The organism is Scytonema sp. UIC 10036 (assembly GCF_009725235.1).
Map to the genome: position 1 here is coordinate 1 of NZ_WJFC01000149.1, position 22,214 is coordinate 22,214.

A 22,214-nucleotide genomic window follows, 5' to 3' on the forward strand; every position below is an offset into this window, starting at 1 on the left:
ATCGTATAGTTTTACTCTTCTTTTGGAGATTTCACTCAGTAATTACCGTTTGCGAGCGTTGGGGTGCGGAAGGCAGGTTTCAATCTGGCGTAGGACTAATTCTGTGCGGTAGTAGTCCTTGTAAGCATCATTGCACTCTCCATCGATGTTAACCCTGTTAATTATCATGTGGGCGTGTGGTCTTGTTTTTCCTTGGTACTCAGCATCGTAGTGGAGTGCCAGAAGATATTGATTTTTGTTAAGTTCCAATCCGTCTAACAAATCTTGTGCTATGCAGTAATACTCCAAATCGCTAAGGAGTTTATCTTTTGGGGCTGGACTGAAAGACAAGTGCAGGACTGGTTGACTCGCCCTGTCGTTAAGGGAAGAGAACTTTCTAAACTCCCAAGCAAGTTCTCCTGGTGTCGTCCCTGCCATATTCCCCCCAATAACTCTCGCACCAGGTTTGCCCATGACATAAGCACAAACCCCGTAGAATCCATTTCCTTTGGTGATATTGCCAATCACGCTTTTCCTTCTCCATCCTCTATTATGATTTCGTTTGCTTGTCCTGACAACAGAAGTCTTACTTCAGCTAGCAGTGGCATGGCTTTCTCAATCTCAACACGCGGGTCTGGTGCGATCGCTTGTCCCGTTGAAGCTGCAAGCTTTACTGCTTGTGAAATCAAATTGAGGTCATCACTAATGCGTGCTAGTAGCCAATACGTTTGTTGATTGATTGGTGGTACAGGAGGTGCGATGTGGCGGCGGAAAATGCAATGTCTGGCAAATTTCGACAGATTTTTGCCCATACCCGCAGTTTTTGCGAGATCTAAAAGGTTCGCTTTTTCTTCTTCAGTAAGCTTGAGCTTGAAAATTATATTGCGCTTTGACTGGTTGTAGTTGGTGCTCATAACTTGAATTGAGTGGAGAAGGGCAAAATATGTTTCGTTTTAGCAGAAAGGGGAATCAACAGGTGGTGTTTTGATTACTAGTTAGTGTTTTAACGCTGCGGGACGTATCTTGTGCTTTTGCTTGTATTGGCTGATTTTGGCATCCACCAAGTCTTTTAGTTTCTCGTTTGGGTCGGTACTGCCGATGAACCTGATATTTTGTTTGGTGGGGTCGGCATTGGGTGTGGGTCGTGTTCTGGCAGTATGAGAAGCACTGCTTGCTAGATTAGCTTTTTTGAGTTTAACCCGCCGTGCTACGGCATAAGCCCGTAGCGTGCCTTATCGCATAAGCCATGTTGAGAGTGAGAGTTTACGTGCCTACTCTGAGTATTCCCAGCTTCGGTTAATATCTTTCGTGTGGGCTTGGCTTAAGAGCGTGGCACCGCACTATACTCTTTGATGATGTCAGGCGCTGCTAAACCACGACAACTCTCGACACCACTCGCGACACGCTTGCAGTGGTAGCCCCTCCGGGCGAACGCAGGCTTTTTGTGACTCGCGACAGCTAGGCATGGCGCAGCCACCCCAGAGGGTCCCTAACTTTACACGTTCTTCACAAAATCCCCAAACATTTGTGAGAAGAATTTAAAAAGCTTTTAACAATCTCAGTTATTCTACCGACCCTTTCTCCTCCGGAAAAAAAATGGAAAATTTCCGTAGAAATTCGCGTGGATTTTACTGCCTTTTAGAATTAAAAATAATTAATAAGCCCACTCAAAATATTTGATAAATCGGTGAATTCCGCTCGTGTAGAAATACTCATTATCTGGATTCAACTGCTAGACAGCGTGGAACTGAGAAACCGGATGAAACCTAAAGTCATCCGGGATATATTTGTGTGCCGATCGTATTCTGAATTCTGTCAATTTTCAAATTAGTTAAAGGAATTTCATGACTCAACAACTAGTCGGGAAAAATTTTGCTCTCGTCTTTGCTGCCAAAAACCATTCCCCTTCAATTCTCAACCCAGACTTTCTCAAGTACAGTGGTATTGTTCCCCAAGATTGGAATTTGGCAAGACAACCAATTTACACCAATAGTGCGGCTCAGGTAATATTCACTAACGGAATTAGCATTATTGCCGAACCAAATCGAGTCATTTTTATGGAACCCATTGGCGACAAGGCAATGTCGGAATTGAATATTGCAGAAATTGCTCGCAAATACGTACAAACCCTACCCAACATAGAATACGAAGCTGTAGGTATCAATCCTAGAGGCTACGTTTCTTTTGCAGGTTCTCCAGATGCGGCTCGCCTCTATATGACAGAAACTCTACTGTCTCCCGGTGCTTGGCAATCTGCTGGAGATTCTCCTATGCGAGCTTCACTCAACTTAGTGTACAAGTTCCAACGCGCTCCTTTCTACCTCAGCATCACTGAAGCCGCGTTGCGTAATGAAGACGAAACAAGTACCCCAATTGTGTTGTTTTCTGGCAGTTTTAGCTACGAACTGAGTGGTGAGAATGGAGCCGAAAAAATCAACAGCCTGCATCAAGCCATTGATAATTGGCAAGTAGATTTGGAGACTTACTCCGATATCATTAATCACAAATTTTTGCAGACAATACCTTCTAGCTTAAGAGTAGCTTCTGATGACTCTACAGTTTCCGTTCCGGCTACAGTTCCCGATTTATTTACTATGAGTGCTGCCACAATAGCCTAAGAATATAAATATTATGACAGCTACTGCAAGAAGATGGAAACCGTAAATAAGCAGTGCTGGATATTTTTCTAATTAAATAATTAGCCAGCATCATTGTTACTTATGGGCTTGAGTTATTGGTTAGATTACCACTGACTCAAGCCCATAAGTAGGGTGAGAATATTTAAATACTTAATCATTTACTACTAGCATACTAGCAGGCGGGTTGGTCATGGTTCGGACTGGAAGCTTTGGAAGTAACGGTGCATCTAATAATGATGGTTTGTTGCCACCTTCTCTACTAGAAAGTGCATCTTTAGTCGCACCATTGGGTGATAATTCATCAATAGTTGATTTAACTCCTAAGACGAATAGTGGCTCTGACATCATTTCAAAGCTTGGTGAGGAAAAATCCGACACGACCTCCCTAAACAACGATTCTAAATTAGATCGATATCCTGACACAAACCACAATTATCCGATTAGGATTACCAACGACGACTCACCTTTGTTCAATCAAAGGCAAAACTTTACATCAGTTCCACCCAAGCAATTTAATTTGACGAAGTTTGACACCACAAATGGTCAAGACTTTCTTACGGGTGGGACTAACGATGAGCCAATGATAGGCACAAAAGCATTAGATCCTTTGCTTGCTAGTAGTCATAATTCTTTATTGTCATTGCCAGTCACCATAGATGTTATACCACCCCTGCTGACAGTGACAGCCCTACCCGTCGAGTTGGTACCGGGGTCTCTAACAGCCCGACTTATTGGTGTTGTTAATGGAACTGGATCGGCTATGGCATCGCTGAGTGTTCAAATTGATGATTTGGTTGCAACTCCTGTGTCAATTAGCCCGCTCGGAACTTTTGACCATCTACTTGATTTTACAGGACTTAACTCCGGACCCTATACCCTCAAGGTCAATGCCGCCGATTTTGCTGGTAATACTTCTCATGCCAGCTTTTCTTTAACGCTAAATCTTTCTCCAACACCGCCAGCAATTTTAGCTGCTTTAGCTAACGATACGGCTCCTAGTGGTACAACGAACAGCGATCGCATTACTTATGACCCCACGATCGCAGGAACAGTTAAAGCGACTCAACGCGGTCTATACATTGATGTTCTAACGGGTTCTGCCCCTCAAGTTAACGCTACTGGTAATGTTTCCATTACTGAAACCAATCACATCGTCTCCTTGAAAGCAGGCTTTGATAACACTCCTGTGGGGAGCTTCACAGATATTAAAGCTGAGTTGAAGTCAGACGGCAGTTTTACACTCAACCGCACCCGTCTTGATGCCATTTATGGCGGTTCATTACCAGATGGTCAACACACCCTCCATATCCAAGCAGTCGATAAATATGGTGTCTTAAATAACTTTGATGTTGCTTTTACACTTGACACCACCACGGCTGCACCCACCCTTAACTTGCTTGCTGATAGCGATAGTGGTGTTAGCAATAGCGATCGCATAACCAACAATGTCAAGCCTACTATAACTGGGACGGCAGAAGCTTTAGCAACAGTCAAATTGTTTGGTGATGGTCAATTCATTGGACAGACGGTAGCTGCCTCTGATGGCACATGGCAACTCACAACGCCACAATTGGCTGATGGCGTACACTCTCTCAGTGCGATCGCCACAGATATTGCTGGGAACACCAGTACCAATGCGACTGAACTGCAAGTGACTGTTGACAGTACTGCGCCACAATTAAATTTAACGAATCCAGTCGAGCGAGCGTCTTTGCGTCCGGGAGACAAACTCAGTGGCAGTGTCAATGGCACGGGGAGTCCCGTGACTTCACTGAGTTACCGCTTTGACAACAAGCAGCCAGTAGTTGTCTCCTTCAGTTCAACAGGAACCTTTGACCAAATTTTGGATGTTACAGGGCTGGGCAATGGGGAACACATTCTGACGATTACCACTACCGATACAGCTGGCAACGTCACGACCTCTTCAATCAATGTGACAGTCATTGTTGATAAAGAACCACCAGTCATTGCTGCGGGTTTAATGCTCGATACAGCACCTAATGGTACTACCAATAGCGATCTCATCACTTTTGACCCAACTATTAGCGGTACTGTCACCGATGCCAGTCGTGTGGTTGAATTGAGAGCTGGTTTGGATAATACCCCAAGTGCTAACTTTGTAGATGTGACAGCACTGCTGCAAGCTGATAGTAGCTTCACGTTTAACCGCGCTCAGTTAGAAAGTATTTACGGTGGGATTCTGCCAGATGGTGTTCACACGCTACACTTGCAAGCATTAGATGAGTATGGCTACCAGTCGAACATCTTTGACTTCACCTTTACTCTTGATAGCGCTTTATCAGCACCAACCTTTAACTTAGAAACCACATCTGATTCCGGTACGCTTGGCGACAAGAAAACCAAGTTTGAAACTGTAACGTTAGTGGGTCAAACAGAAGCAAATGCTACTGTGGTATTAGAACAGACTCATGCAGTCACAACATCTGATAGCACTGGTAAATTTACATTTGCCAATGTCTCTCTGGCAATAGGAGACAATCCCTTTACAGGCATTGCGACTGATATTGCTGGTAATGAAAAGACTTTCTCCACAACCATCTACCGTTTGAGTCCGCCTACTGCCATAACTCTAGTCGGTGACACTGTAGCAGAAAACAGCGCTCCTGGAACAGTTATCGGTGAGTTGAGCAGCACTGGTTCGGATTCGGGAGACAGCTATACTTATAGTTTGGCGGATGATGGAGGCGGGCGCTTCCGCATTGTCGGAAATCAGTTGCTTGTCGCCAACGGTCAGCTCTTAAATTTTGAAAGTAACTCCGAGCACTCCATTACAATCCGTAGTACGGATGCTAGTGGCTTAAGTAAGACAGAGATGTTTACCATTGGTGTCACCAACGTTAACGAATCTCCTATCTTTACTAGCACTCCTTTTTACACAGCTAATGAAGGTAGCACTTACACCTACAATATTGCCACCATTGACCCAGATGCGGGAGATACTCGCACCATTACAGCCTCTAACCTCCCTACCTGGCTCAATATAGTAGATAACGGTGATGGAACTGCAACTCTAAGTGGAACTCCCACTCAGGGGATTTTCAACATTGAGTTAGCAGCAACTGATGCAGCCGGACTCAAAGGAACTCAGTCTTTTATCATCTCAGTCAACCCCGTTAGTTCAGACTCACCTTTAGTCGAAGGAAACAACTTTACAGCCACTCGCGAAGTGAACTTCACAACGGGAGCAACTCCTTCTGTTATCAGCTTTAAGATTGACCCCGAGTTTGACAATCAAGATCCCAACTTCATCAACGATGCCTTTGAAGTAGCATTAGTTGATGTGAATGGGAACTCCTTGGTTCATACTGTTGCTAGCGGTCGAGATGCCTTCTTCAACTGGACTGAAGGCGAACAAATTGCTCTGGGAGCAGGCACGAGTTATAATGCCACAGACCGCACAGTCAGTTTGAACTTGACTGGTATCACTCCAAATACTGATGCCAAACTGGTGTTCCGTCTGGTAAACAATGATGGCGACACAACAACCAGCGTCAGGATTTCAGATTTTGTTATAACTCCCGCACCAGAAGGTACGCAACTCCCCGTTCAGAAAGACTTTGAAAAGCAACCAGTACAAGGGGCAACGCCTAACTTTAACTTATTGAGTGATGTCTCTCAAAGCTTTGGTGCTGAGTACCACCGCACCACCTTTAACGCAGACACCAAGCTCCTGTATGCAGATATCGCCGTCCGCAATGCAGGCTCCTATAGCATTGATGCTCCGGTGCTTGTAGGCATTACAAATATTAGCGACCCCGGTGTCATAGTACGCAACTGGGATGGGTTGACACCTGAGGGTATTCCTTACTACGATTTCAGCAGTTTGGTAGCTGACAGCAAGCTTGACCCGAACGAACTGAGCGCTCAACGTTCCTTGGTATTCTACAATCCTCTTGGGGTGCAGTTTACCTACGACCTGGTGGTGCTAGCACAGTTAAACTCAGCACCTGTTATTGAAACTAAGCCAAACACCGAAATCATTGGTGGTCAGTCCTACCGCTACGATGTCAAGGCGACTGACCCTAACTCTGATGTGCTGACATATAAATTGCTGGTATATCCAGAGGGGATGACCGTTGACGCAAAGACTGGTGTCATTACCTGGGACACGGTAGCTACCAACAGAGGAAATCACGCTGTTTACCTGGAAGTCAGCGACAGTCGCGGTGGCGTCACAACCCAGCAGTGGACTTTATCAGTCATTGATGCACCGCCAAATCGACCGCCCATCTTCACTTCTACACCAGTCGTAGATGCAGCAATTAATACTCCCTATCAGTATGATGCAGATGCCATCGACTTAGACGCTGACAACCTGACCTATAAGTTAGCACTGGGACCAGAGGGCATGACAGTCGATCCTACCACAGGTGAAGTCAAATGGACGCCACCATCTGTAATGGTATTTGGCGATACTGTACTAGGTCGGATTAACAATCCTGGTGAACAGGACGCATTCACTTTCAGCATGGTTTCGGGACAGCGTATTTACTTTGATTCACTTAAGTTTAGTGGGAACTACTGGGAGTGGGCGGTGCAGATTTACAGCCCTAGTGGTCAGCTAGTAGTTAATTCTGATGCTAGATATGAAGGACCTCTTAACCTGACAGAAACTGGTAACTATCGCCTGGTGATTGATGGAAATGGTAGTACGACTAATGACTACGGCTTTAGCTTGCTTGACTTGGATGTTGTACCCATTGCGCCAATGGATAGCAACGAGACTGGCGTACTCAATCCAGGGTCAGAGGATGACGTGTACCGCTTCACAGGCATTGCGGGTCAACGGCTATATTTTGACAGATTGAGTAATAATACTAATCTAGACTGGGTGCTTTACGATGCAGGCAATCAAGTGATTCTCTCCAACAATTGGAATGACATGGAGATAGATCTGCCTGTTGATGGTGAATACATTCTGGCTTTAAGAGGTAAGGACAGCATTAATCGCAATGTTCCTTACACTTTCCGTATTATTACCCCAAACACAAATCATAGCTCTTTAGAGTTGGGCAGTAACAATAATCCCTATATCGTTAGCGGCAAAATTTCAGAAAAGGGAGAGCAAGATGTTTATACCTTCACTGGAAGTATTGGGCAACGTTTGTCTTTTGATACCATCACCAACGGTCACTACACAAATAGGGCATACCTCTACAGCCCCAGTGGCATTACGATTTTTAACCGCGACCTGAGTCAAGATAACGTAGGTCTGTTTACCCTCACAGAAAACGGCACTTATCGTTTGCTAATAGATGGTAATGGAGAAAGCACAGACGCTTACAGTTTCAGTATGCTGAATGTGGGTTTAGCTCCTGTCATCGGACTAGATACTGAAAGAAGCGGTCGGCTTGACCCCGGTCAGAGAACGCACTTTTATCAATTTGAGGGAAGTGCAAATCAGCAACTGTTTTTCGATTCGCTCAAGGATGTCCCAAATACACACTGGGATTTGGTTGGACCGGGGAATCAAGTGCTTTATAGCACCAGTATGAGTAGTGATTTTGAGGTGACGCTCTCAAGCGCAGGTACTTATACTCTGGCAATTTATGGCTTTAACGGTAGCCCTGTTGATTATGACTTCCAGATTATTACCCCAAACACAAATCATAGCTCTTTAGAGTTGGGCAGTAACAATAATCCCTATATCGTTAGCGGCAAAATTTCAGAAAAGGGAGAGCAAGATGTTTATACCTTCACTGGAAGTATTGGGCAACGTTTGTCTTTTGATACCATCACCAACGGTCACTACACAAATAGGGCATACCTCTACAGCCCCAGTGGCATTACGATTTTTAACCGCGACCTGAGTCAAGATAACGTAGGTCTGTTTACCCTCACAGAAAACGGCACTTATCGTTTGCTAATAGATGGTAATGGAGAAAGCACAGACGCTTACAGTTTCAGTATGCTGAATGTGGGTTTAGCTCCTGTCATCGGACTAGATACTGAAAGAAGCGGTCGGCTTGACCCCGGTCAGAGAACGCACTTTTATCAATTTGAGGGAAGTGCAAATCAGCAACTGTTTTTCGATTCGCTCAAGGATGTCCCAAATACACACTGGGATTTGGTTGGACCGGGGAATCAAGTGCTTTATAGCACCAGTATGAGTAGTGATTTTGAGGTGACGCTCTCAAGCGCAGGTACTTATACTCTGGCAATTTATGGCTTTAACGGTAGCCCTGTTGATTATGACTTCCAGATTATTACCCCAAACACAAATCATAGCTCTTTAGAGTTGGGCAGTAACAATAATCCCTATATCGTTAGCGGCAAAATTTCAGAAAAGGGAGAGCAAGATGTTTATACCTTCACTGGAAGTATTGGGCAACGTTTGTCTTTTGATACCATCACCAACGGTCACTACACAAATAGGGCATACCTCTACAGCCCCAGTGGCATTACGATTTTTAACCGCGACCTGAGTCAAGATAACGTAGGTCTGTTTACCCTCACAGAAAACGGCACTTATCGTTTGCTAATAGATGGTAATGGAGAAAGCACAGACGCTTACAGTTTCAGTATGCTGAATGTGGGTTTAGCTCCTGTCATCGGACTAGATACTGAAAGAAGCGGTCGGCTTGACCCCGGTCAGAGAACGCACTTTTATCAATTTGAGGGAAGTGCAAATCAGCAACTGTTTTTCGATTCGCTCAAGGATGTCCCAAATACACACTGGGATTTGGTTGGACCGGGGAATCAAGTGCTTTATAGCACCAGTATGAGTAGTGATTTTGAGGTGACGCTCTCAAGCGGAGGCACTTATACTCTGGCAATTTACGGTTTTAACGGTAGCCCTGTTGATTACCAGTTCAAAGTGAAGGAGCTTGCACCGGGTACTACTACAATCCCAGTGAGCCCATCAATAACTTCAGGTAGGATTGTCAGTGACACGATTCGTGAAGCAGGAGAGAAACATACTTACACCTTTACTGGTACAGTTGGACAACAGCTGTTTTATGATGCCTTGGGTGGAGAGAGCTTTAACCTAAGTTTGTACGACCCAAGCGGAAGACAAATTTACAACGTTGATAGTCGCTACGACCGAGGTCCTGATGATGGGCTGACTCTAGAGATGGATGGTACCTATCGGGTTGTGATTGATGGTGATGGAACAAATACAGGCAACTATAAGTTCCGGTTCCTAGATAAAGCGGCGGCACCCACCTTTGCCCTCGATACAAACGAAATAGGAAAATTCGATAACGGTGGTATTGAATCATACTTATACCGCTTCACCGTCACAGACAAGCAGTACCTGTATTTTGATGCAAAAGCAGGTGGTTTTCCTAATTCTTGGATTCTCTACGGACCGGGTGGGGATTATCTTACCAGTCAATATATCTACAACGACGATGAGCGTTGGTTAGCAGCTGGTGAATACTTGTTGGTGATGCAGGGGAACGGTTCTCTTGATATCAACTATCAGATGCAAATAGTGACGCCTGAATTAGTTACCAGAACCATGACTGTTGGTACCATTGTCAGTGACACCATCAAAGAAGCGGGAGAGCAAGACACTTATACCTTCACTGGTACCATAGGACAGCAACTATACTACGATGCCTTGGGTGGAGAGCCCTTTAACCTGAGTTTGTACGACCCGAGCGGAAGAAAGATTTACACTGCTGATAGTCGCTACGACCGAGGTCCTAATGGTGGGCTGACTTTAGAGATGGATGGTACCTACCGGGTTGTGATTGATGGTGATGGAGCAAATACAGGCAACTATAAGTTTCGGTTCCTAGATAAAGCGGCGGCACCCACCTTTGCCCTCGATACAAACGAAATAGGAAAATTCGATAACGGTGGTATTGAATCATACTTATACCGCTTCACCGTCACAGACAAGCAGTACCTGTATTTTGATGCAAAAGCAGGTGGTTTTCCTAATTCTTGGATTCTCTACGGACCGGGTGGGGATTATCTTACCAGTCAATATATCTACAACGACGATGAGCGTTGGTTAGCAGCTGGTGAATACTTGTTGGTGATGCAGGGGAACGGTTCTCTTGATATCAACTATCAGATGCAAATAGTGACGCCTGAATTAGTTACCAGAAGCAGGAGTGTCGGTAGCATTGTCACTGGTATGCTTGATGAAGCAGGAGAGCAAGACACTTACACCTTCTCCGGCACGGTTGGTCAACAACTGTACTACGATGCGCTTAACACCAATAATCCCGGTTTCACTGTTAGATTTTACAGTCCTAGTGGAAGTGAAATATACAGTGCAGCCGTTCAAAATGACGGTGATTCTACCGCTGGGCTGACCCTCTCTGAAACTGGAACTTATCAGCTGGTAGTAGATGGAAATGGGGAAGCAACGGGAGACTACAACTTCCGGTTGTTAAACTATTTAGATGCTTTTGAACTGACTTTTGAGAACAATGTCACCCAACTTAGGACTGGTAGCTTTGGTACGGACAAGCGAGAGACAGATATTTACCGCTTCAATGGCACTCAGGGTCAGTACATTTACATCGACAATATCGGTGGTAGCTATTACGACTACTGGACTCTTTACGGACCAGGCGGGCAAGTTGTGACTGGTAATCGGGTGGGCCATGACGGTGAGTTGGCATTGCCTGCAACAGGCGAGTATGTGCTGGCAATGTCTGGCAGTGGTGAAGGGAATGCTGACTATACATTTAAAGTTGTAACACCAGAGTTTCAGACCACTTTCCTAGAACAATTGAACCAGCCTGTTAGCGGTACTATCAGCTTGCCGGGACAAAACAACACCTACACCTTTACTGGTATCGCCGGACAGCAACTGTACTACGATGCGCTTAACACCAATAATCCCGGTTTCACTGTTAGATTTTACAGTCCTAGTGGAAGGGAAATATACAATGCTTCTGTGCAGGATGACCGTGATTCTACCGTGGGGCTGACCCTCTCTGAAACTGGAACTTATCAGCTGGTAGTAGATGGAAATGGGGAAGCAACGGGAGACTACAACTTCCGGTTGTTAAACTATTTAGATGCTTTTGAACTGACTTTTGAGAACAATGTCACCCAACTTAGGACTGGTAGCTTTGGTACGGACAAGCGAGAGACAGATATTTACCGCTTCAATGGCACTCAGGGTCAGTACATTTACATCGACAATATTGGCGGTAGCTATGACGACTACTGGACTCTTTACAGACCTGGTGGGCAAGTCGTCACTGGTAACCGGGCATACTATGACGGTGAATTGGCATTGCCTGCAACAGGCGAGTATATGCTGGCAATGTATGGTAGTGGCTCTGGGAATGCGGATTATACATTCAAAGTCACAACACCAGAATTGAAGACCACCTTCTTAGAACAACTGAACCTGCCTGTCAGCGGTACTATCAAGTTACCAGGGGAAAACGATACTTATACCTTTAACGGGACAATTGGGCAGCGTTTGTTCTTCGACGGTTGGAGTGGTAGCAGCAGCATCCGTGGCAAATTAATCAGCCCCACTGGAGTGGAAATTCTCAACAATGCCACTGACGCCGATTCGGCACCGTTGACTTTGACGGAAGCAGGAATTTATCGCTTAGTCATAGATGGAGATACCGATACGACGGGCAACTACAGTTTCCGGCTGTCAGATATAGCCATGACAACTGCCTTACAGATGGGGACTGCAATCTCCAATAGCCTTAGCCCCGGTCATGAAGTTGATTTGTATCAATTTATCGGTAGCGCAGGTCAGCAACTTTCTTTTAACCTAGATGCAGAATCCTGGAGTGGTGCATCTTGGGTACTTTACGGAATCGATAATCAAGTACTTGCCTCACCAGCCCAGTGGTCACCTGACTTCAACGTCATGTTGAAAGCTAATGGTCTGTACACTTTGGCAATTCACGGTAGCAGTTCAGAAGCGGTTAACTATAACTTCACGGTAACCGATAATACACCTTCAAAAGTAGCAACAACGGGATTGGGTGCAGTACAGAATGGAACTATCAGTGCCAATAATGTAACTACACAAACCTTTACTGCTTCTGCCGGAACGCGAATTTATTTTGACTCTCAACTCGCCAATAACGCTCCACTGATTGCGAGATTGATGAATCCAGATGGTACAGAAGTTTTCACCATCAGCACTTCAACGGACAGCGAGCCAATTCAATTGCAGCAGACAGGAACTTACACGCTCCTTATACAGGGAACTGATGACACTGCTACAGGTAACTATCAGTTTGCAGTAATAGATTTGCCTACGGAAACACCTTCGCTGCGTGGGGATCGCCGCGTGTTGCAATTCAGTGCTGAGGTGACCAAGCCCTTAGAACCCGGTCGCCTGATGCATGATTATAGTTTCACTGGCGTTGCGGGTCAACAGCTCTTCTACGATGGTATGTTCGCAGATGGAGCCACTGTAGGTACTGACACTGTAACAGCTCGCTTAATCAGTCCTTCTGGCAACATTATTTTCAATCCAGGGTATCTTGAGGGTTATTCCACGGCAGATGTTGGTCCGTTTACCCTCACAGAAACTGGAACTTACAATCTTTTGCTTTCTGGCGAGAAAGATACGCCAACTGAGTATCGTTTCCGGCTGTGGGATTTGGCAGATGCTCGCTCAATGGAATTGAACAAACAAGTTAAGGAGAACTTGCTGCGCGGTAATGATACCAACCTCTATAAATTTACTGGCACGGCAGGTCAACGTTTGTACTTTGATGGAATCTCTGGAAGTGATGCCAGATGGAAGCTATACCGCCCTGGCGATCGCTTGGTGCTAGCAGACAACTATATCACAGATGATTTTGAACTGTTGCTACCAACAGACGGGGAATATATTCTGGCAGTTTCTGGCTATGGGAACACGCCGACACAGTACGGTTTCCAAGTCATCTCAACGAAAGCCGCAGCTTCTATTGTCACACCAGGAGAGGGTGAATCAAACAAAAGCGGTGAGGATAGTGGTACTTACCGGGTCAGAATTGATGTTACAGATGGTCGCGGCGGCAAGGCGATTCAAGATTATAAGATTCGCGTTGCACCGGAACCAGGAAATCATGCACCAACCATCATCACAGATGGAGTAAAAGCGGGTTTCAATGGTTGGCGCTATGTTTATGATGTTGATGCCGATGATGCCGATGGCGACACCCTGACCTATAGGTTAATGGATGCGCCTCGGGCAATGTTTATTGATGATGTCACAGGCAAAATTATTTGGTCAAGCCCAGAAGTTGGGACTCATCAAGTGACAGTGCGCGTAGAAGATGGTCGCGGTGGTGTTGATACGCAAACAATTGACTTAGTAATTAGCGATACTGTCCCCGGTACAGTCAAAGGGACTGTATACGCAGATATCGATAGTGACGGCAAGCGGGATTTGACCAATCCGAATAATATGACACCAGATAACCGGGTTGTCATCGGTGAAACCTTCAAAGATATCTACACCGCTTATAACTTGGGAACGCCAAATGGTGTACCTCATATGTTGGGAGGAATGACCTTCAAACGCAACGCTGATGGTACGGTTGACTACAACACGATCTTGATTGGCGGTGCAGCAGATAGCTGTGGTGGCGTCATCATGGAACTGAAAGTGCAGCGAGGGGATGGCGGTCACATTGTTGGGTTTGACGATGATGATGAATCGGCAACTCCTTATGTTGCTAACTACTACGCTTACGCCCCATACATTGATGCTGGTCTGGTTTACTATACCTCTAGTCATAAATTACTAGCCAGCAGTGTGAAGGGTAGCTTGCGCGGTTTGCAAGAAGTTCCTGAAGGTCTAGCTGGTGCAGGACAACTCAAATCCACTGGTGCAAACAACACTTTCTCCACTGTCAACTATTCTGCTGACGGCAGTATTACCTCAATTGAGATTGAGACAACCGTAGGGGATAGACCTGGTGGTTTTGTGTATATGCCCGTGACCGCACCCAAGTTTGAAAATGGTGCTTCTTTACTCCTGGCAGAATGGAACAGTGACTCAATCAACGCCTATGAAGTTGATAGTGAAGGGAACCCCATTGCCAGCACAAAGCAATTATTCGTCGGCAACTATGATGGCGCAACAGGAGCAGTAATTGACCCGGTAACCGGAGATTTGCTCTTTAACGCCATGGGTGGTGAGAACAATGTCATGGTGGTGAGGAGCTTAGGGAAACCGGGTGCGAATGAATCTGGTTTAGCAAACTGGCTGGTTTACGTTGATGCTGATGCTGACGGCGTGCGAGATGCAGATGAACTCTTTACTTACACAGACGCACAAGGTAACTACTCGTTTACTCTCGCACCAGGAACTTATCGCATCGCCCAAGAGGTGCAGCCCGGTTGGACGCAAACGGCTCCGACTCAGCCCAACTATTGGTCTGTGACGATTGCCGCATCTGATAAGAAATTTGGCGTTGATTTTGGGAACACCAACTCTGTGTTGAGTGGTGAAAACGTCGCGCCAGAGTTTACTAGCACGCCTGTAACATCTGTGACAGTTGGCGAGAAATTACTTTACCGAGCAACTGCTGTTGACTTGAATGCGGATGAACTGACTTTTGAGTTGGTGCTCAAACCAGAAGGCATGGCAGTAGCCCCCAACGGTACCATTTCTTGGCGACCCAGTAATGACCAAGTTGGCAAACACCAAGTCATAGTACGGGTGAATGATGGTAATGGTGGTATCAACTTACAGGCATTTGAAGTAGAAGTCTTACAGGGTAATCGCGCTCCAGTGTTTACTTCTATTGCGCCCGACATTGCCCATGTTCGCGAAACCAAACTGTTTTCTTATCAAGCCAAAGCATTGGATTTGGATGGCGACACCATAACTTACTCTCTTGTGGTTGATGCACCCAATACTCCTACAGGACTTGAAATTAACTCAACTACAGGTCAAGTAGAATGGACGCCCACAGCAGCGCTTAGGGGTGGTTCTTTAAATCCGGGCTACACTGAGGGTATCGAACCCTGGCAAATCCTGATTCGGGCAACTGATGGTAAAGGTGGAGAAGCGTTCCAGTCGCTGTCTGTAATTGTCGATCCTCTAGTTACAGACCCAACAGACCCAACTTCCACCATTAACCGCGCTCCAGAGATTACTTCCAAACCACGAACCAGTACTCGGTTGGGCAATTCATACCTCTACAAAATTGAAGCAACTGACCCGGATGGGGATGCCATCAGCTACAGCTTGCTCTCAAAGCCAGAAGGGATGACGATTTCTGATGGTGTGATAGTTTGGACTCCGACTCCCGACCAGTTTGGCAACAATTCGGTGGTGTTGCGCGTATCAGACTCTCAAGCAGTTGTTGAGCAATCATTTACCATCAATGTTACTAACCTAGCAGTTAATCGCGCTCCCAGCATTACCTCTACTCCAAATACACTCACCAATCTAGAAAAAGAATACCAGTACAATCTCAGTGGTAGCGACCCGGATGGCGATTTGCTATTGTGGAGTTTGTCGGCAGCACCCTCTGGTATGGTCATAGATGCACGCTCGGGAGCGTTGCGTTGGAACCCAACCAGCACTCAAATTGGCGAACATACCGTTGCCGTGCAACTGACAGATGCGTTGGGTGGGTATACGACTCAGGAATTTACCCTAGAAGTGACTGGCATTAACGCTCCGCCTGCAATTGTCTCAAATCCCGTCACAAGAGCAGCATTAAATCAACCCTACACCTACACTGTCGTTGCTAGCGATCCGGAGAACGATGCACTCAGTTTCAATTTGGGCACAACGCCATCTGGCATGACCATTGACGATAATGGCGCGATTCAATGGACACCCCAAGGTACGCAAGTCGGTTCTCACTCAGTCGAAGTGTTCGTGACCGATGCTCTTGGGGCAACTTCTACCCAAACCTACACAATCGTTGTCAGTGAAACGGCTATCAACAATGCTCCCGTTATCACTTCAACTCCTGTCTTCCTGGCATCGGTTGGTAGTGCTTATAACTACCAAGTCGTGGCACAGGACGAGAATGCAGGCGATACTCTAGTCTACCAACTGCTGTCTAAACCCGACGGCATCAATATCGAAATTAACCCAAATACAGGGTTGCTAACTTGGAACAACCCCATAGCTGGCAGCTATAAGATTGCGGTTGGTGTGATGGATACTCATGGAGAGGGGGCCGCACAAGGGTTTACCCTGACGGCACGGGCAAATCATGCTCCAGTTATCCAGTCTAATCCAGTCTTGAGTGCAACTCCTGGTAGTACTTATGCTTACGATGTTATTGCCCCTGACGCTGATGGCGATAAGTTGAGTTATTCCCTCGACATTGCGTCCCGAGATAAAGGCATCACCCTGGATAGTTTGGGACGCTTGCGGTGGACGCCCAACATCAGCAATGTTGGTTCTCACCATGTTGTTCTGACAGTGAGTGATGGCAACGGCGGTGTCACTCAGCAGGAGTATGACTTGTCAGTAACAGCTGATACCATAGCACCCCATGTGAGGTTGATTGCTAATTACGACCTAGTAAACCTTGGGGAAACTGTCATTTTCCAGGCACGAGCAACAGACAATATTCAAGTGGCAGGCTTGCAACTGCTAATTAATGATACACCTGTGATGCTCGATGGCAACGGCATGGCACGGTTCACTCCCACCACTGCCGGGACAATTAGAGCAGTGGCTGTTGCAACTGATACAGCAGGGAATATTGGAAGGGCAACCTTTGATGTAGCGGCGATCGATACGAGTGATGTCAATGCTCCTGTTGTCAGCCTCAACTTGGGAACATATGCTGGTAGTTTGGTGACTGCACCTATCGATATCAAAGGCAGTCTCTCTGATGATGGCCAGTTGGATTACTACAAACTACTGGTTGCACCTGTGGCTAGTGGTGAGTTCAAGGAAATACTGTTTGTTGATAATCCAAATGCAATAGCTGATGGTGTTCTGGGTAAATTTGACCCATCTTTGCTGCAAAACGATTCCTATATCTTGCGCTTAGAAGTTGCAGACAATGGCGGCAATATTTCTTACTCTGAGGAAGTGGTTGATGTTGCAGGCGATTTGAAGCTGGGTAACTTCCGGTTGTCATTTACTGATTTATCAATTCCAGTGACTGGCATCCCCATCACCCTGACACGTACTTATGACACCCTCACTAGTGGTATGACTGATGACTTTGGCTACGGGTGGCGGATGGAGTTTAGGGATACGGACTTGCGGACTTCATTGAGACCACCAACTGAAGAAGACCAACTGATTGGGTATCAAAGCGCATTCAAAGATGGGACTCGTGTATACATTACACTGCCTGGAGGCAAGCGGGAAGCGTTTACATTCAAACCGACTGTTGACCCAGTATTTAAGTACCTAGCAACTGCATCTGATGAGATTGATGAAGACCCCTACGTATATAAACCAGCATTCGTTGGCGATAAAGGTGTCACCAGTACTTTAACAGTGAAAGATGCCCGGATTCTTCACAAGGCTGGTAGCAATGAGTACGTTGGCTTAAATGGTGGTGTGCCTTATAATCCTGCTGATATCAACTTTGGTAACATTTACGTCCTGGCAACTAAAGACGGAATTGTTTATGAAATCGATGCACAAACTGGCGATTTGCTGACTATTACGGATACAAATGGTAACAAACTGACTTACAGCGATGCGGGGATAGTTAGTTCAACGGGCAAGCAAATTACCTTTGAGCGGGATGCGCTTGGAAGGATTGCGTCAGTTAAAGATCCAATGGGCGAGTTAGTGCGGTATGAGTATAATGCTCAGGGCGATTTGATGAGTGTAACCGACCAGGAAAATTTCAAGACTCAGTTTATCTACGACCAACAGCGTCAGCATTATCTCAAGGAAATTATCGACCCCTTGAACAGAACAGGAGCAAAAGTTGAGTACGATGATGACGGCAGGTTGAAGAAAACACTCAACGCTACGGGTAATTCTGTAGAGATTGATTACGATCCAGCTAATTCTCTGCAAACAGCATTAGATGCTAATGGTAATCCTACCACTTACGAGTATGATACCAGAGGCAATGTAGTACGGGTTGTTGATGCACTTGGTCATCAAACTCAGATGAAATACGATGACGACAATAATCTGTTACAAGTTACCAACGCAAACAATCTCGTCACCAAGTATGAGTATGACGAGTTTGGCAACCTGAAGTCACGCACAGAGGAGTATTGCGGTTGTCCTACTGTTGTGCCAGGAGTTACGTACTACACTTACGATAAATACGGCAATATGACAACGCTGGTGACACCAACTGGTGCATCTATGACAATGGATTATGACCGTTTCGGTAATCTGCTGGCAATGAAAGATGGCTTAGGCAATGTTATTCAGTCTTTCACCTATGATGCAGTAGGACAAGTGGAAACTGAAACTGATTCCACAGGAACGACAACATACCAATATGACGACTTTGGCAATGTCGTGACGACCATTGACGCTGATGGCGGCGTGACAACTTCTGAGTACTACGCTGACGGCAAGCTGAAACGGATGGTTGAGGATATGGGGACTCCTGGTGATACCAGTGATGATGAAGTTTCCACTTTCGAGTATGACAAACTCGGACGCGAGAAATTTGCTGACTACGGCAATGGCATTTGGGTGAAATACGATTATGAAGGCGCTGGTGGTGATTGGACTAAGTTGGAAGCACCAACTATTGGTAAAATGGAGCGCAAGTTAACGGCTGATGGGAAGTTAGCTGGTTGGGTGACTCCTGATGGTGGTACGCCGACGTTCAAGTACGATATTGCCGGACGGCTGTATAGAGAAACCGATGCTTCCGGTAATGATGTGACTGAATACGGGTATGATGCTGCGGGACGTTTAACGAGCGTAAAAGACTTGCGGACGGGCGCAACCACCACCAAGAAATATGATGCAGGCGGTCGCAACACTGAAGAAATCGATGCACTCAACGGTTTCACCCGCTACTTCTACGATCCCAAGACTGGGAAATTGACGAGTACTGAACGTGGTTCGTACATTAAAGACGCTTCTGGTCAGTTAGTGGAAAACCCAACGGTACAAAAGCAGGTGTATCGCTACGAGTACAATGGCTTACAAACAACAGTCATTGACCCGCTAAACCGTAGAACCACCTCAGTCCTGAATGATTACTATCTACCAACTGAGACAATTTACACCACCGGTCAAAGAGAAAAAACCAGTTATCTCTACGCAAATAATCTACAAGAAGCGAAAGATTATCCCACAAAAATTGTCGATATCGGTGGCAATGACAGAGACTTTACTTATGATGAGTTGGGTCGTCTGAAGACGGCAACCGACTTGGGGAATGGGAAGTACACCTACGACTACGGTGATGATGGTTTGGCGAAGATTACTTCCCCCACTCTTGAAACTTTACAGTATGGCTACGATGATTTAGGTAACTTAGCAAAAGTCACCTATGGTGATAGTACTTTCAAGCAAATGACTTACCGTACTAGCGACAACCATTTGGAAACTATCACCCTGCCATCTGGAGAAACAATTACCTATCAATATAATGATGCCGGACAAGTGAGTTTGCAAATCTCCTCTACTAGTGGTGCTGTCAGCTTTACCTATACTGAAGAAGGTGCGGTCAAGACAATGACCGACAGCATCGGTACTACAACTTATCGCTACGACAGCAACAACCGTCTCCAAGGAATGGATTATGCCAACGGTAGCAGTATAAGCTACACCTACGATATTGTGGGACGGCTCAAAACTTTGACGGAGAAAGGTTCTGCTCATGCAACAACGTACACCACTGAGTATGATTACGACAGTTTTGGGAATCTCAGTTGGGTGAAAGACCCGGCTGGTGGGATTACTACAATGAAATACGATGTGGTCAACCGTTTACAAGAACGAACACTGCCCAATGGTGTGAAGACAACTTATGAATATGATAACTTAGATAGAGTTAAGTCAATTGTTCACACTAATGCACAAGGTACTGTGTTGGCATCAGTAACTTATGAACGTCTTGGAATTGGCGAACCAAGTAAGATAACCAGGGAAGATGGTTCTTATGTAATGCTGAAGTACGATAATGCACTACGGGTTGAGAAAGAAAGCTACTACAACGCCGCCGGACAAATGTTAAATGAAACCAGCTATACCTATGATGCTTCTGGAAAGCGGCAAGTGCAATCAACGAGTGGTGGCGAGCGCACTTTCAATTACACTGATGGTTATCAGTTAGATACTGTTACTGAAACGGGTGAAACCGAAAACTACGATTATGACCAAGACGGTCGGTTAACGCTGATTGAAAGAAATGGTCAGACGTTGGATTTAAACCACGATGCATATGACCGTCTAACAACAGTAGAAAATGAAACGACTGGCGAGACAACACTATATATTTACGATGGTGCTGGTAATAGGGTCAAGGCAGTAGAAGGTAGCCAGGAACGTCGGTTCTTGGTAGCACCTGCAATGGGTGGTGGCTTAGAGTCTACTGACCTCATCACCGATGGTAGCGGTAATCTGATCGGCAACTATATCTATGGAGGTGGTTCTAGCCCTTTCATGCGCTTGGACGCTAGCGGTAATGCTGTGTACTACCTGACTGATGCAATGGGTACGGTGATTGGGTTGACTGACGATAGTGGCGCAAGTACAGGTAAATTCCTCTATGATACATTTGGTAATATCCTGTCGCAAGTAGGTGGTACAGAAGGTGCTTCTGGTGGTGACTTTAGGTTCCAAGGGCAGTGGTTGGAATCGGATAGTGGGTTGTATCACTTTAGAGCAAGAGATTATGACCCAAATACGGGCTTGTTCTTAAGCCGCGATCCAGTTGACCCAACAGAACAACAGCCAGAAAGTTTCAATCCGTACCAGTTCGTGTACAACAACCCGTATATCTATAGCGATCCGACAGGGATGATTACACTGGTAGATATTAACGCCAGTCAAACAATTCAAAACATATTACAAAATATTCAGCGTGCAACTCTTCGCACAGGTCTTGACTATGCTAAAGATAAGGCAGGTGAAATAGTGGGTAATGTCATTATGGGTTACCTTAAATCAGCTTTACCTGGTGTCCCTGACCTGACTAACGCCATTCAAGCTGGAAAAGGACGTTGGTTAGAAAATTTAATCATGAAAGGCGTTTGCGACATCGTAGGTGCTAGCCAAACACAATGGCTTAATAGCCTATGGATTGAAGTTCCTATTTTACGTGATGGGACTCCTATCGGAAATGGATTTTCTTGCGGTGCGTTACCAGGCACACCAGAGGGTAATGAACTTTTAGAGAACTACAAAGGTGCTAGACTTAGGTACGATCCATTTGGTCGCAGGTTTAATGCAAATAAAGCTGATTTTCTCTTCAAAAATGGTCTTCCAACAGAAAATGGGGGTTCTAAGAGTTGGTTGATTGGGGATATCAAAATAAGTTTAGATGAGATGCACAGACTTTATACAGAAACCAATAAGAAAAAACAATTTGATGCCATTGCAAACTATGCCAAGAACCGCAAACGAAGTCATGCTCCAATTACAATGTTCATTGTAGGTAAAGATGGTCCACAAAGTAAGAAAAATGAATTGCAAAGTAAAGCAATTCGTAAAGGAGTTGTAATGCTGCTTATTTCAATATTTTGAGTTCGTGATTCTGTGGAGTG

General features: G+C 45.5%; 4 protein-coding genes. 2 read left to right on the forward strand and 2 right to left on the reverse strand.

Annotated elements, in window-relative coordinates:
- Nucleotides 1-42: 42 nt before the first annotated feature.
- Both F7734_RS43285 and F7734_RS43290 read right to left on the reverse strand, forming a co-directional pair.
- Complete coding sequence (locus tag F7734_RS43285; RefSeq protein WP_155750550.1) at nt 43-507, reverse strand: relaxase/mobilization nuclease domain-containing protein; 465 nt, start codon at nt 505-507, stop codon at nt 43-45.
- On the reverse strand, nt 504-893 hold the full coding sequence (locus F7734_RS43290; RefSeq protein WP_155750551.1) for a hypothetical protein: 390 nt from the start codon (nt 891-893) through the stop codon (nt 504-506). Before F7734_RS43290 ends, F7734_RS43285 begins: the two co-directional genes overlap by 4 nt.
- A gap of 930 nt (nt 894-1,823) precedes the next feature.
- Between F7734_RS43290 and F7734_RS43295 the strand changes: the two genes are divergently transcribed.
- Nucleotides 1,824-2,597, forward strand: coding sequence for a hypothetical protein (locus F7734_RS43295; RefSeq protein ID WP_155750552.1), 774 nt, complete (start codon nt 1,824-1,826; stop codon nt 2,595-2,597).
- 211 nt (nt 2,598-2,808) lie between these two features.
- Complete coding sequence (locus tag F7734_RS43300; protein WP_155750553.1) at nt 2,809-22,194, forward strand: putative Ig domain-containing protein; 19,386 nt, start codon at nt 2,809-2,811, stop codon at nt 22,192-22,194.
- Nucleotides 22,195-22,214 lie beyond the last annotated feature (20 nt).

Bases quoted from the DNA above. Each gene is read 5' to 3' on its own strand.
- F7734_RS43290 (WP_155750551.1), bottom strand. From the start codon at position 893: ATGAGCACCAACTACAACCAGTCAAAGCGCAATATAATTTTCAAGCTC.
- F7734_RS43295 (WP_155750552.1), top strand. From the start codon at position 1,824: ATGACTCAACAACTAGTCGGGAAAAATTTTGCTCTCGTCTTTGCTGCC.
- F7734_RS43300 (WP_155750553.1), top strand. From the start codon at position 2,809: ATGGTTCGGACTGGAAGCTTTGGAAGTAACGGTGCATCTAATAATGAT.